Origin of the sequence: Cohnella algarum (assembly GCF_016937515.1) — a bacterium.
Taxonomy (GTDB): domain Bacteria; phylum Bacillota; class Bacilli; order Paenibacillales; family Paenibacillaceae; genus Cohnella; species Cohnella algarum.
In genome coordinates this window covers 5,699,938-5,712,945 of sequence record NZ_JAFHKM010000002.1, presented here as the reverse complement: position 1 = coordinate 5,712,945, position 13,008 = coordinate 5,699,938, and the positions used below count along the sequence as shown (strand labels likewise).

General features: G+C 59.3%; 12 protein-coding genes and 1 riboswitch. Of the genes, 10 read left to right on the top strand and 2 right to left on the bottom strand.

Translation table 11 applies throughout. The annotated features are described in order from the left end of the window. Positions 1–86 precede the first annotated feature (86 nt). From JW799_RS25970 to JW799_RS25930, 9 genes are all read left to right on the top strand, one after another. Positions 87–989: an alpha/beta hydrolase gene (locus JW799_RS25970; RefSeq protein ID WP_205432391.1), complete on the top strand. Its 903-nt coding sequence runs from the start codon at positions 87–89 to the stop codon at positions 987–989. Between the two features lie 186 nt (positions 990–1,175). Beyond that, a complete protein-coding gene (locus JW799_RS25965) occupies positions 1,176–1,469 on the top strand; it encodes a hypothetical protein (RefSeq protein WP_205432389.1) in 294 nt (97 codons plus the stop codon). Positions 1,470–1,587: 118 nt separating this feature from the next. Next, positions 1,588–1,685, top strand: a riboswitch (purine riboswitch). Positions 1,686–1,859: 174 nt separating this feature from the next. Beyond that, the gene (locus JW799_RS25960; RefSeq protein WP_205432387.1) at positions 1,860–3,269 is read left to right on the top strand and encodes an 8-oxoguanine deaminase; all 1,410 of its coding nucleotides are present in this window, start codon (positions 1,860–1,862) and stop codon (positions 3,267–3,269) included. A 43-nt stretch (positions 3,270–3,312) separates the two neighbouring features. Then, positions 3,313–4,398: a BMP family lipoprotein gene (locus JW799_RS25955; RefSeq protein ID WP_205432385.1), complete on the top strand. Its 1,086-nt coding sequence runs from the start codon at positions 3,313–3,315 to the stop codon at positions 4,396–4,398. Between the two features lie 20 nt (positions 4,399–4,418). Next, positions 4,419–5,960 carry an ABC transporter ATP-binding protein gene (locus JW799_RS25950; protein ID WP_205432383.1) on the top strand — a complete coding sequence of 514 codons (1,542 nt, stop codon included), beginning with the start codon at positions 4,419–4,421 and terminating at the stop codon, positions 5,958–5,960. Beyond that, entirely contained in the window at positions 5,953–7,008 is a 1,056-nt protein-coding gene (locus tag JW799_RS25945) for an ABC transporter permease (protein ID WP_205432380.1), read from the top strand. The genes JW799_RS25950 and JW799_RS25945 overlap by 8 nt, the downstream gene beginning before the upstream one ends. Further along, on the top strand, positions 7,001–7,918 hold the full coding sequence (locus tag JW799_RS25940) for an ABC transporter permease (RefSeq protein WP_205432378.1): 918 nt from the start codon (positions 7,001–7,003) through the stop codon (positions 7,916–7,918). Before JW799_RS25945 ends, JW799_RS25940 begins: the two co-directional genes overlap by 8 nt. Before the next feature lie 16 nt (positions 7,919–7,934). After that, positions 7,935–8,777, top strand: a complete 843-nt coding sequence (locus JW799_RS25935; RefSeq protein ID WP_205432376.1) for a phosphorylase family protein — start codon at positions 7,935–7,937, stop codon at positions 8,775–8,777. A 55-nt stretch (positions 8,778–8,832) separates the two neighbouring features. Continuing rightward, a complete protein-coding gene (locus JW799_RS25930; RefSeq protein WP_080838009.1) occupies positions 8,833–9,786 on the top strand; it encodes a nucleoside hydrolase in 954 nt (317 codons plus the stop codon). 435 nt (positions 9,787–10,221) lie between these two features. On the opposite strand, the gene JW799_RS25925 is transcribed toward JW799_RS25930, so the two are convergent. Together JW799_RS25925 and JW799_RS25920 are read right to left on the bottom strand one after the other, a co-directional pair. Continuing rightward, positions 10,222–11,331, bottom strand: coding sequence for an HD-GYP domain-containing protein (locus JW799_RS25925; protein ID WP_205432374.1), 1,110 nt, complete (start codon positions 11,329–11,331; stop codon positions 10,222–10,224). 27 nt (positions 11,332–11,358) lie between these two features. Then, positions 11,359–11,931 (bottom strand): HD-GYP domain-containing protein, encoded by a 573-nt coding sequence (locus JW799_RS25920; protein WP_240353856.1) that lies wholly within the window; start codon positions 11,929–11,931, stop codon positions 11,359–11,361. A 109-nt stretch (positions 11,932–12,040) separates the two neighbouring features. Between JW799_RS25920 and JW799_RS25915 the strand changes: the two genes are divergently transcribed. Then, positions 12,041–13,003, top strand: coding sequence for a tyrosine-type recombinase/integrase (locus tag JW799_RS25915; protein WP_338026329.1), 963 nt, complete (start codon positions 12,041–12,043; stop codon positions 13,001–13,003). The last annotated feature ends 5 nt before the right edge of the window (positions 13,004–13,008 follow it).

Here is a 13,008-nt window from a genome sequence, read left to right as displayed (position 1 = left end):
CGCCGTTGGCGCAAGCCGTCCGAGAGGATTACAATAGATAGGGGCAAAAACGCCGAAACGGCGGGAACAAACCGGAGGTGCGCCGCATGATCATCGAAAAAATATCGCTATGGGACGACGCGGACTACGTGCAATTGCATGCTTATGTCCTGAACAACTCGCCGGAATTCCAGGCGGACCGAAAGCGGCCGGCCGTTGTCATCTGTCCCGGGGGCGCCTACTTGCGCACGTCCGACCGCGAAGCGGAGCCGGTCGCGCTGCGGTTCGCCGCCCAGGGCTACCATGCGTTCGTCCTTCGCTATACGACTTATTTCAACAAAAGGATAAGCGATTTCGCCGAGCTGCCGCAGGGCAATCCCCGTTCGGCGCTGCCGCAGCCGTTGTTCGATCTCGTCAAGGCCATCCTGACGATCAAGGAACGGGCCGACGAATGGCTCGTCGACGCGGACCGGATCGCCGTCTGCGGATTTTCGGCGGGAGGCCATTTGGCGGCGAGCCTCGGCGTCTACTGGCACGAGTCCTTTTTGCGGGAAAAATTCGGCGGGGACGCCTCGCGCTGGCGGCCGAACGTGCTCGTTCTCGGCTACCCGCTAACGGATTACCCGGCGCTGCTCTCCGGGATGAACGAGGCGGACGAGACGACGAAAAGCGTGTGGGAGCTCGCCGGCCTCGCCTCGTTCGGAACGTCCGTGCCGGACGAACGATTGCTGGATCGCTGGAGCCCGGCGCTGCACGTGTCGGAGCGGACGCCGCCCGCTTTCATTTGGCATACGGCGGACGACGGGCTCGTGTACGTTTCGAACGCGCTGAATTTCGCCGCGGCGATGAGCCGGCACAAGGTGCCGTTCGAGCTGCACGTGTTCGAAAGCGGCGTGCATGGACTCGCACTCGCCGACGAAACCTCGGCGGGCGGAAGCGCCCATATCAATCCCGCCGTTCAGCCGTGGGTCGACCTGGCGATGCGGTGGCTGAAGAGGAGGTTCGAGTAACCGGCATGTCCCGCGGACGCCTCTCCGACCGTCAATCCTTCCGGGCCCGGGCAAACTTTTCCCGCCGGGAGGAATTCGCGTCGGGCAGGCGATTATGGCGGGAAATTCGCGGCGGGAAGCCAAGGGCGGCGGGAAATCCTGCACAGTGACCGATGGGCAGAGGGAAGCCTGTGCACGAGGAGTCTTATGTTGGATTTTATCCAACGGGCGGAACGAAAAACGAGGAAAAGCGGATCTAGAGTGGATTTTATCCAACGAGGAACGGGCATATCGGCTGAAACGGACGAAATGGCCCTGCTCGGTTGGACAAAATCCAACGAAGACCGAGCGTTTCGCGAAATTGCCGGTTTTGATTGGACAAAATCCAACGAAGCCCTGTCGGACAACACCGAAGTCCCTTCGGACAACACCAAGCTCCCTCGGGTTCCGCCGCATCGCGCTCATCGAGAGGTTGAAAAATTAGAAAAAAACCACAAATAACACATATCATAAACCTTACATAATAAGGGGAAATCTCAGAAAATTCTTTCCCTTCGACATTTTGTGCGTGAACATTGTTGACATTGATTTTCGGGTTGCTTATACTACAACTAAATTCAACACAATTGAATAAGCAGTTCGTATAACCCTGATAATCGGTTCGGGGGCTCTACTAGGATCCGTAAAAACCTAACTACGAACGCAATGTCCTGGAATGTGGACGTTGCGCTCGCGGCTAGGTTTTTTTGTTGTCCGTTTTTGGCGACTCGGGCGTTTTCGCTCCGACGCTCGCGGGCAACGGAATCAAAGGAGCGGGGTGCTTATGTAAGGAAACGTATCGCGAAAAAGGGCTTTTTGCAGAACGGAACCGAAATCCACAAGGAGATGGAAATGGCGACTCTACTCATCAAAAACGCGCGCAACATCATTACGATGGATGCGGAACGCAGCACCCACCCGGGAGGAAGCCTGTTCGCGGACGGTCAGGAAATCAAGGCGATCGGCCGGGACATTCCTTACGAGGATGCGGATACGGTGATCGACGCGACGGGGAAAATCGTATACCCGGGCCTCGTCAACACGCATCATCACCTCTACCAGACGTTTACGCGCAATATCCCGCGGGCGCAGGACGTCGAGCTGTTCGACTGGCTGATCACGCTGTACGACATCTGGCGCCACATGCGTCCGGAGGATGTCTACCTGAGCGCCATGGTCGGCCTCGGCGAGCTGCTGAAAACCGGTTGCACGACCGCTTCCGATCATTTTTACTGCTTTCCGAACGCGATAACCGGCGAACTGATCGACGAGGAAATTCGCGCGGCGGGGGAGCTGGGCATCCGGTTTTTCCCGACAAGGGGCTCCATGGATTTGGGAAAATCGCAGGGAGGCCTGCCGCCCGACGAAGTGACCCAGAAGATGGACGTCATTCTGAAAGACACGCAGCGCGTGATCGAGACGTATCACGACGCCTCGAAGTTTTCGATGCTGCGCGTCGGGGTCGCGCCGTGCTCGCCGTTTTCGGTGTCCGAGGATCTGCTGCGGGAATCGGCGGCGCTCGCCCGAAGCTACGGCGTCCGGCTGCACACCCATCTGGCCGAGACGAAGGACGAAGAACAATTTTGCCTGCAAAGCAAAGGGCTCCGTCCGCTGGAATACATGGAGAAAACCGGCTGGACGGGAAGCGACGTCTGGTATGCGCACGGCATCCATTTCGATCGGGACGAAATTCACCGCATGGGCTTGTGCGGCTGCGGCGTCGCGCATTGTCCGAGCAGCAACATGAAGCTGTCGTCCGGCGTTTTTCCGCTGATGGACATGCTGAAAGCCGGCGTGAACGTCGGGCTCGGAGTGGACGGCTCCGCCTCCAACGATTCCTCGAATTTGCTGGGCGAGGTCCGGCAAGCCTATCTGCTGCACAAGCTGAACTCCGGCAATAACGGTCCGACCGCGGAACAAAGCCTATGGCTCGGAACGGTGGGATCGTCGAGGGTGCTGGGTTGGGAAGACGCGATCGGCTCGCTCGAAGTCGGCAAGGCCGCGGATTTGTTCATGATCGACTCCGGCCGGCTGGACTTCGCGGGGGCGCTGTTCGACGACACCGCTTTGCCGGTCGTAACCGGAATCGGGCAAAACGTCGACACGACCGTCGTCGGAGGAAAAGTCGTCGTCAAGGACGGAAAGCTCGTCAACATCGACGAACGCCGGCTCGCCGCCGCCGCGCAAAGCGCCGCCGCCCGCATGGTGGAGGTTGCGGCCAGGCATTCCGGCGTGAATTATTACAAGCCGTTCAAAAATTAATCCGTTAAAAAAAAACATGCAGACCAGAAGGAGGACTTTCCCCATGAAATTAAAACTGAAAATTGTGAATACTCTGTTGATTTTGGCGATGGCTTTTTCTCTTGCGGCTTGCGGTTCGAACGGCAACGCCGGCTCGGGCGCTTCTTCCGAAGCGAGCGGCGGCGCCGGCCCGTCCGCCTCGGCGAGTCCGTCGAGCCCGGGCAGCGGCGGCGAGCCCGTCAAGGTCGGATTGCTGACGGGCACGGCCGGTCTCGGGGACAAATCGTTCAACGATTTGGCGAACGAAGGCGCACAAAGCGCGGCCACGGATTTCGGCATCGACCTGAAGGTCGTCGAGCCGGGCGATCTGGCGGCGGCGGAAGGGCTGCTGCGCGATCTCGCGAAGGCCGGCAACGAACTGATTTTCGCCGTCGGCTTCGATATGGTCGAGCCGCTGACGGCGGTGGCAAACGAATATCCGGACAAAAAATTCGCCGTTATCGACGCGGCGGTCGATCTGCCGAATGTTCGCTCTCTGATGTTCAAAGAGCATGAAGGCTCGTTCCTCGTCGGCGCGCTCGCCGCCATGATGACGGAAACGAACAAGATCGGCACGATTCCGGCGATGGACGTTCCGTTCCTGAATCGGTTTACGGCCGCGTACGAGCAAGGCGCCAAATACGTCAATCCGGACATCGAAGTGCTGAACCAGCCGATCGGCTCGGACAACAGCGCGTTCAACGACCCCGGCAAAATGAAAAACATCGCGCTCAGCATGTACTCGCAAAACGTCGACATCATTTATCCGGTCGCGGGCGGCTCCGGAACCGGACTGTTCGAAGCGGCGAAAGAGCAGAACAAATACGCGTTCGGCATCAACTCCGACCAGGACGACATGGCCCAAGGCCTTGTCCTCACCTCGATGCTCAAGCGCGTGGATACCGCCGTTTACGACACGATCAGCCGTTTCGTCGGCGGCCATTTCGAAGCCGGCCTGCAGGAATACGGTCTGAGCAACAACGGCATCGGCCTTACCGAGATGAAGTATACGAAGAACATCATCGGCTCCGAGAACATCGGCAAGCTTAGCGAAATCCAGCAAAACATCATGACCGGAGAGATCGAAGTCATCGACATCACGGCGCAATAAGCTGAAGGAGTCGGGGAACGATGAACCACGCCTTGGCGATTCAAGGGTTGAAAAAGCATTTCGGCAGCGTCAAAGCGAACGACGGCATCGACATAACCGTCGGGCAGGGGGAAATTCATGCGATTTGCGGCGAGAACGGCGCCGGCAAATCGACGCTGGTGAAGCAGCTCGGCGGGCTGCTCCGGCCCGACGAGGGAGAAATCCGGCTGTACGGCAAAAAGGTCGAATTCGGTTCGGCCAAGGAAGCGATCGACAAAGGCGTCGGCATTTTGCACCAGCATTTCATGCTTGTCGAAGCGTTTACCGCGCTGGAAAACATTTTGCTCGGCGCCGAGCCGCAGGCTTTGCTGCGCTTGAAAAAGAAACAGGGCCGGGAGGCTGTGCGGGACATCTGCCGCAGCTATCGCCTCGATCTGGATTTGAATGCCGAGGTGTCGAAGCTTTCCGTCGGCGTGCAGCAGCGCATCGAAATCGTCAAAATTTTGTACAAGCGGGCGCGCATCATCGTGCTGGACGAGCCTACCGCCGTTCTGACCCCGCAGGAAACCGAGAGTTTATTCGCCATCATGCGCGATTTGAAGCGCGACGGCTGCTCGGTCGTCTTTATCTCCCACAAACTGAAAGAGGTGCTGGAAGTCGCGGACCGGGTCACCGTCATCCGCGACGGCCGCTCCGTCGGGACATGGAATATCGACGAAGTCGACGAACGAAGCCTCGCTTCCAGCATGGTCGGAAGAGACGTGCTGCTTGAAGCGGCGAAAGAGCCGGAAGCGGATGCGGGCAAGCCGATCCTCGAACTGCGGGAGATGACGGTAAGGACGAAGGCGTTCGAGCAAGGTGTCGACGGGGTTTCGCTTACGATCCGGGAAGGCGAAATTTTCGGCATTATCGGCATTGCGGGCAACGGGCAGGAAGCGCTGGTCGAAGGCATTTTGGGGATTCGGAAAATGACGGGCGGCCAGTTGATGCTGGATGGGGTAGAGCGGACCAACCGGCTGCCGACCGATTTCCGGCGCTTGTCGATCGGCTTCATCGCGTCGGATCGGCTGAAGGAGGGACTCATCACCGAATTTTCGGTTCGCGACAACGCCTATTTGGGCTATCATCGCAGCCGCCTGCTGCGCAAAGGGATGTTTTTATCGGCCGGACGCATTCGGGAATGGACGCGCGGCATCGTCGAGGGCTATCGGGTCAAAACGCCTTCGGACGAGGCGCGAATGACGAGCCTGTCGGGCGGCAATCAGCAGAAGCTCATCATCGGGCGCGAGCTCGTCACGCAGCCGAAGCTGATCGTCGCCGTGCAGCCGACGCGCGGCGTCGATATCGGCTCGATCGAGTACATTTACGAAAACCTGCTGCGGCAGCGAAAGCGCGGCGCGGCCGTGCTGCTCGTCTCCCAGGAGCTCGAGGAAGTGCTGTCCCTGTCCGATCGGATCGGCGTGCTGTGCGGCGGCCGGCTGATCGGCGTCGGCAAGCCCTCCGACTTCACGAAGGAGCAGATCGGCTTGATGATGGCGGGCATATCCGCAGACAACGAAAAGGAGGGACGCGCCCATGGGTAAACATTGGCCGGGCAAGCTGCTGCGGGAGACGATTCCGTCGGTCGTCGCCGTGGCGATCGCCCTGCTGCTCGGGGCGGCGATCATCGCGGCGATCGGCGTCAATCCCTGGGAAGCGTACAAAGCTTTGTTCCAAGGGGCGCTCGGCGACGCGTCCGCCATGTCGGATACGCTGGAGCGCGCGACCCCCTATATCATCGGAGGCCTGGCTTTCGCCCTGGCCTCCAAGGCGGGGCTGTTCAACATCGGCATCGAAGGCCAGATGTACGTCGGGGCGCTTGCGGCGGCGATCGTCGGCTTCAGCTTTCACGGCCTGCCGGCTTTTGTCCATGTGACGCTGTGCGTGTTGGCGGGGATGCTGGGGGGAATGCTGTGGACGGTCGCGCCGGGACTACTCAAAGTCCGGGTCGGCGTCAACGAAGTCATTTCCACGGTCATGATGAACTACGTCGCGTATGCGTTGACCGGCTATTTGACCGTACACTGGTTTCTGGAGCCGGGCGCGGTCGCGCAAACGCCGAAAATCGACGAATCGGCGGCGCTCGCCTTTTTAAATCCGCCGTCGAAGCTGAACGCGGGCCTTTTCGTCGCGGTTGCCTGCGCCGTGCTCCTCTACGTGTTTCTGTACCGGACGCCGTGGGGGTACAGCCTCCGGGTAAACGGCATAAACGGCATCGCCGCGCGATTTGCCGGCATCGACAGCAATAAAGTGCTGCTGATCTCGATCATGGCCAGCGGGGCGCTGGCGGGCCTGATGGGAGCGGAGCGGACGCTCGGCGTCTACCAGCGTTTCATGCAAAGCTTTTCGAACGGCTACGGCTTTACCGTCATCGCCGTCGCGCTGCTCGGCCGCAATCATCCGCTCGGCGTCCTTCCGGCCGCGCTGCTGTTCGGCATTTTGGAAAACGGGGCCTCCTCCATGTCGCTGATGGTCGACGTCCCGCGGGAATTCGGCCCGATTTTGCAGGCGCTCATCATCGTCGTCATCGCCTCGGCGCAATTCCTCGGAAAGCTCGCGCTGCGCAGGAAAGGGGGTCGCGCGCTTGGATAGCTTTTTGTCGGCGAATATTTTGGTGCTCACGCTGTCCATTGCGACGCCGCTGTTTATCGCGGCGATCGGGGGCTTGCTGAACGAGCGCGTCGGCGTCGTCAACGTCGGGCTTGAGGGCATCATGCTGTCCGGCGCGTTCGTCGCCGTGCTGGCGACCTATTACACGCACAATCCGTGGATCGGCGTGCTCGCTTCCGTCGCCACGGGGCTGCTGCTCGGAGCGCTGCATGCCGTCGTCAGCATCGCGTTTCGTTCCGACCATGTCATCAGCGGCGTCGCGATCAACATTTTGGCCACGAGCCTGACCGTGTTTCTGCTCGAAATGATTTTCGGCAACAAAGGCCAGTCGCCGACGGTCGAGTCGATCGGGACGCTCGGCGATCGGTTGGACGGCGTGCCGATTATAGGACCGGTTTTTCACAATATGAGCTACCTGACGCTGATCGGTTTCGGCATCGCGGCCGCGGTTCACTTCTTTTTGCGCCATACGAAAATCGGGCTGCGGTTCCGCTCCGTCGGGGAAAATCCGGCCGCCGCCGAATCGCTGGGCGTTCCGGTCATGCGTTACAAATACCTCGGGGTTATCGTCGGCTGCGCGCTGGTGGGGCTGGCCGGAGCGTATTTGTCGATCGGCATGCTGAACGTGTTTACCAAAAACATGTCGGCCGGCCGCGGCTATATCGCGCTTGCGGTGCTTGTCTTCGGGCGCTGGTCGCCGATCGGCTCGCTGCTCGCCTCGCTGTTTTTCGGCTATGTCATGGCGCTGCAAATCAGCATGCAGGGCTTCAGCGTTCCGTCGCAGGTCATCGAATCGATTCCGTACGTCGCTACGCTGATCGTCCTCATTTTCACGTACAAAAACGCAAAAGCCCCGGCCGCCGTCGGGAAGCATTTTACCAAACTGCATTGAAAGCGAGGAATCGAAGGTGTCGAACATTTTGGACAAAGCGGAAACGACGCTCGGCCGGAAGCAGTATCACATCAAGCTGTCGCCCGGCGATATCGGCGAATACGTCATGCTCCCGGGCGATCCGGCCCGCAGCGACATGGTCGCCAAATATTTGGACGACGCGGAGCTTGTGGCGAATAACCGCGAGCACCGCACGTTTACAGGTTTTTATAAAGGGGTTAAAATTTCGGTAACATCCACCGGCATGGGCTGTCCGTCGACCGCCATCGCCGTGGAGGAGCTCGCCAACATCGGGGGCAAAACGTTCGTGCGCATCGGGAGCTCGGCGGCCGTTCAGCCGGGAATCGCGATCGGGGACCTGCTCGTGACGACGGGCGCGATGAAAAACGAAGGCACGTCGCGTTTTTACGTGCCCGACGTCTTCCCGGCCGTGCCCGATTACGAGCTGAACGATCTGCTCATCCGGACGGCGCGCGAGCTGAGCGCGGAGTTCGACTACAAGGTGCACGTCGGCATCAGCGCGACGGACGACGCCTTCTACGGCGAAACGCGGGAATGGATCGAGAAGCTGAGCAAGCTCGGCGTGCAAAACATCGAGATGGAGGCGTCCGCGCTGTTCACGATCGCGCATTTGCGCAAGCTGCGCGCGGCGTGCATCTGCGGCGTATCCGGCAATCTCGTGACCGGCGAGGTCATTTACGAGTCGACGAACGACAAGCTCGTCGAAGCGTGGGACAAGGAAATCAAGGTCGTGCTGGAGACGTTTTACCGGTTGGAGCAGCTGAAGCTGCAAGGGGCGCTGCTCGAAAAGGAAGAGACGGCACGCATCGCGGAGGGGACGCCCGAACTTGGGCTATGATTGAAACCTTCGCGGCGCCGTCGTTGACCATTTGCGAAAAGGAGGCGTTTGCGCCATGAGGGATGTAACGCGTTTGCTGATCGATGCCGATACCGGCATCGACGATTCGATCGCGATTTTGCATGCGCTCAAATCGAAGGACATTCGCGTCGAAGGGATTACGACCGGCTTCGGGAACACGGACGTGAAGCAGGCGACGGACAATACGCTTCGGCTTATTCGGCTTGCGGCTCCGGGCTATGAAGTGCCCGTCGCCGCCGGGGCGGCCGGACCGCTCAGCCGGAAATGGGACGGAGCGGTCGTGGAGGTGCACGGGCGCAACGGCATCGGCGACGCCGAGCTTCCGGCTTCCGGGCAGCGGGAGCTGGCGGAATCGGCGGCGGATTTCATCGTGCGCAAGGCCAATGAATGCCCGGGCGAGCTGACGCTCGTGACGCTGGGGAGACTGACGAATCTGGCGCTGGCGCTGGAGAAGGATCCGTCCATTTGCGGCAAATTCAAAGAGGTCGTCATGATGGGCGGGACGGTGTTCGCGCCCGGCAACGTAACGCCCGCGTGCGAAGCGAATTTCGCCGGCGATCCGGAGGCGGCCGCGCGCGTCTTCGCGGCGGATTTCGCCCTGACGGCCGTCGGGCTCGACGTCACGACGAAGACGAAGCTGACGGTCGGCCATCTCGATCGGCTGGCCCGGTACGCGCGGCCGGAAAACAAAGCGCTAATCGATTACCTGCAAACGGCGCTCAGCTATTATTTCGCGTTCTATCAACAGGTCGACCGCTGGATCGGCGCGTGTCCGGTCCACGATCCGCTCGCGCTGCTCGTGGCGGTCGATCCGAGCCTCGTGACGATGCGCACGATGAAGGCGGCGATCGAATGCGGCGGGGAGCACACCGCGGGGATGGTCGTCGCCGACCGCCGGGGGACCCCGTCCGTCGGCCGGAATGTCCGCTTCTGCGTGGATGTCGACGCGGACCGAGCGCTCGACCGGCTTCTGGCGGCGTTTTTGTAGTGTTCCTTGCAGGCGCTGCTGCGGGGGGCTGGCGTAGATGCTGCTTTTGGCGCTGCAGGTGTTAGTATAGTGCTGTTACAGTGCTAGTGCAGGTGTTTCAGGTGTTTCAGGGGCGCCGAATTTACTTTGCGGAAAAGAGCTGTTCCACCGGCAGGCAACACTGCCGGGTGGGACGGCTTTTTTTACGTTAGCGGCATGGCAGCACAGGCTGCCCATGCAGCAGGCCTCCTGCATGGACGGGACGGCTCGAGAAGTTGTTCAGGCAGCCCGCTGCCGCTTAAGCATGCTTCTGGAGTCCCTCCGAATTTAGAGGTTGCAATTGGGCCGAAAGTCTCAAATTTTGTTGTTATATGGGAAGAATATAGGTAATATAGACATGTTTTAAGTTTCATTTTGGCTTCCGGATTTGACGGAACATACGAAAATGCAAAACAGCTAGGGGAGGACATCGGCGATGACGACTTCCAGTCGGCTTTTCAAATCGATTTCGTATGGATATTTCGCCGGCTTGCCGTCGGGCTCCTGAATGACTTTGACAACGGGGCGTTGAACGAAGGAGGGGTCGACCGCTTCGATGACCGCTATTTGCCCGCTGTTGAGCAGCACCCGGCTTCCGAGCGGATAGATGGAAACGTGGCGCACAAACAATTGCACGAACGAAAGATCGAAAAGCCGGTCTCCCGACCCCAACAAAAATTCAATCGCGTCGCCCGGGGTAAAGGGATTCCGGTAGTGGCGCTTGGAGACGAGCGCGTCGTAAAGATCGGCGATCCCGATAATTTGCGGGAACTCGTGAAGTTCGTTTTTCCGGATTCGGAACGGGTATCCGGAACCGTCGAACCGTTCGTGATGCTGCAGGGCGCACGCTGCGGCCGCGCGGGGAAGATCGGAACGGGCGGCCAGCATCTGATGGCCGTCGATCGTATGGTATTCGATTCGCTCCCTTTCCGCCGCAGTCAGTCGTCCGGCTTTCCTGTACAGCCGGTCGGGAACGTTCAGCATGCCGATGTCGAACAGCAGGGAAGAAACGAACAGATCGTAAAGTTGCTGCTCGGAATAACGGTTCGCGAATCCGACGATCGTCGCAAAGACGGACACGTGCATCGTATGCTCGAACAAGAACGGATCCTTCTGGTGAAGCCGAACCAGCTGGCTCATGATATAGGGATGCCCTGCTGCCTCGTCAAGCAGCTTCCGATAAAGACCGGAAAAACGATAACCAAGCGACGGGACGGACAACCGCTTTTGAACCGATTGATTTTCCTTCAGATCGTTCATCGTTTTTTTCACGGCCATTCCGGAAGCCTCCATGCTTTGCCTGCGGGCAAACGGTTGCGGGTAAGGCTCGGGCGAACGGCCCGATGCCGGGGGAGCGGCCTCCTCCCGGCGGACGAAAATGTCCGAAATGCCGAGCTTTTTCAGCCGGCGGATGTACTGCTCGGTAAGCTCCGTTCCCGCGCTCAAGATCACCATTCCGTCTTTGTTCACGACCGATTTGGCCAACGTTTGGCCGGGAAGAGCGGTATGTGTCGCCGTTTGTTTCATGGACGAGACCCTGCCTTGTGCTGGAATTTAGTTCAGGTTTTGAATGCGATGAATCGCGGGCTCCGGAATTTTCAGGAATAAATCTACATAGGTACCGTCAAAATGCACGCTTTGCTGCCGATACAGCTCCTCCCGGGCTTCCCGGATCGATCTGACCCGGTTGTAGGAGCGGGGCTGAACCATCGCGTCGAAAGCGTCGGCCACCGCGCACATTCGCGCCCACTGGGGAATGCGCTCGCCGGCCAGCCCGTCGGGGTAACCGCCGCCGTCCCATCGTTCGTGGTGGGACCGAACGGTGTCGATCATCCGTCGGTCGCGCCAGCCGAGTTTGCGGACGAGCCGGATTCCAAGCACGGGATGGGCCTGGAGCATCGCGCGCTCTGCCTCGTCCAGCGCAAACGGCTTGGACAAAATCGCTTGCGGAACGAGCAGCTTGCCGACGTCGTGAAAACAGCACGCGAGCGTAAACCGGTGCCGGTCTTGCGCCGGCATGTCCAGTTCCTCGGCCATCGCGTGCGCCAGCATGCCTACCCGCAAGCTGTGCGAGAAGGTGACGGAATCAAATTGTCGGCCCAACGTCAAGAGGCCCGTGTTAAGCATGTTTCTCACGAAGACGATCACTTCCTGTTCTCAGATCGGCATTTGCGAAGTTCGAGCGGGGGATGTCGAACAATAATGATTGTTCGAAGGCGAAAGGAGGCCGTTAACGGTGAGTGTGGAAGCAAAGGGACACGAGATTCCGGAACAAGTGCCCGGACTTAGCGAAGAGCAAGTGATTCAAAGTTTTCTTGCCAGATACGACCGCCCGAATACCGTCCGAAATTACGGACGGGCGCTTTCCCGATTCCGGTCCTTTATCGGCGACAAGAGGCTGGGAGAAGTCACCTGGTACGATCTGGAGCGCTATAAAGCGTCGCTGCTGCCCGAAACGGCGGTTCGCAAGCAACTGTCGCCTTCGACCGTCGCAAGTTTGCTCGCCCCTATTCGCGCTTTCTACAAATGGGGGAGCTCTCCCAACATCGCGTTGTTCGCTTTCAACCCGGCGTCCGGAATCCGTTTGCCCAAAGTCCAGGTGACGAGCGGCCATCATTTTTTGACGCGACGGGAACTGACAAGCCTGCTGCAGCATTTGCGGGAAAAGGACGTCAGGGGATGGATCATGACGCTGTATATGGTGATTCTGGGACTGCGCGTGTCGGAGCTGATCCAGATCCGATGGGAAGATTTTATGACGGATCCGGCGGAAACGAACGTCTGGTTGACCGTCGTCAACGGGAAAGGAGGGAAAAGCAGGCGGGTGAAGGTGCCGGATTCGCTTTGGAAGCTGCATAACGATATGTTCGTTCGGAAGCGCATGAAATTCTGTCGGAACGCGGCCGCCGACAGTCGGCGCGTGTTCCCGATCTCCGGCCGGCAAGTGGAACGGATCATAAGGAAAGCGTGCCGGGAATGCGGAATTCAGAAGAGGGTGACGCCGCACTGGCTTCGCCATACGAACGCGACGCTTGCGCTGCTGAACGGCGCTTCTCTTCAGCAGGTTCAGCATACGCTCGGCCATGCGCAAATCAATACAACGCAAAGATATTTACATACGGTAGAGCTAATGAAAAAAACCGCCCCGGATTTTGTAGCCGAAAGCATGCAGAATATGTTAGGGCAAGCATTGTCTTGAAGCTC

Bases quoted from the DNA above. Each gene is read 5' to 3' on its own strand.
- JW799_RS25970 (WP_205432391.1), top strand. From the start codon at position 87: ATGATCATCGAAAAAATATCGCTATGGGACGACGCGGACTACGTGCAA.
- JW799_RS25965 (WP_205432389.1), top strand. From the start codon at position 1,176: ATGTTGGATTTTATCCAACGGGCGGAACGAAAAACGAGGAAAAGCGGA.
- JW799_RS25960 (WP_205432387.1), top strand. From the start codon at position 1,860: ATGGCGACTCTACTCATCAAAAACGCGCGCAACATCATTACGATGGAT.
- JW799_RS25955 (WP_205432385.1), top strand. From the start codon at position 3,313: ATGAAATTAAAACTGAAAATTGTGAATACTCTGTTGATTTTGGCGATG.
- JW799_RS25950 (WP_205432383.1), top strand. From the start codon at position 4,419: ATGAACCACGCCTTGGCGATTCAAGGGTTGAAAAAGCATTTCGGCAGC.
- JW799_RS25945 (WP_205432380.1), top strand. From the start codon at position 5,953: ATGGGTAAACATTGGCCGGGCAAGCTGCTGCGGGAGACGATTCCGTCG.
- JW799_RS25930 (WP_080838009.1), top strand. From the start codon at position 8,833: ATGAGGGATGTAACGCGTTTGCTGATCGATGCCGATACCGGCATCGAC.
- JW799_RS25925 (WP_205432374.1), bottom strand. From the start codon at position 11,331: ATGAAACAAACGGCGACACATACCGCTCTTCCCGGCCAAACGTTGGCC.
- JW799_RS25920 (WP_240353856.1), bottom strand. From the start codon at position 11,931: ATGCTTAACACGGGCCTCTTGACGTTGGGCCGACAATTTGATTCCGTC.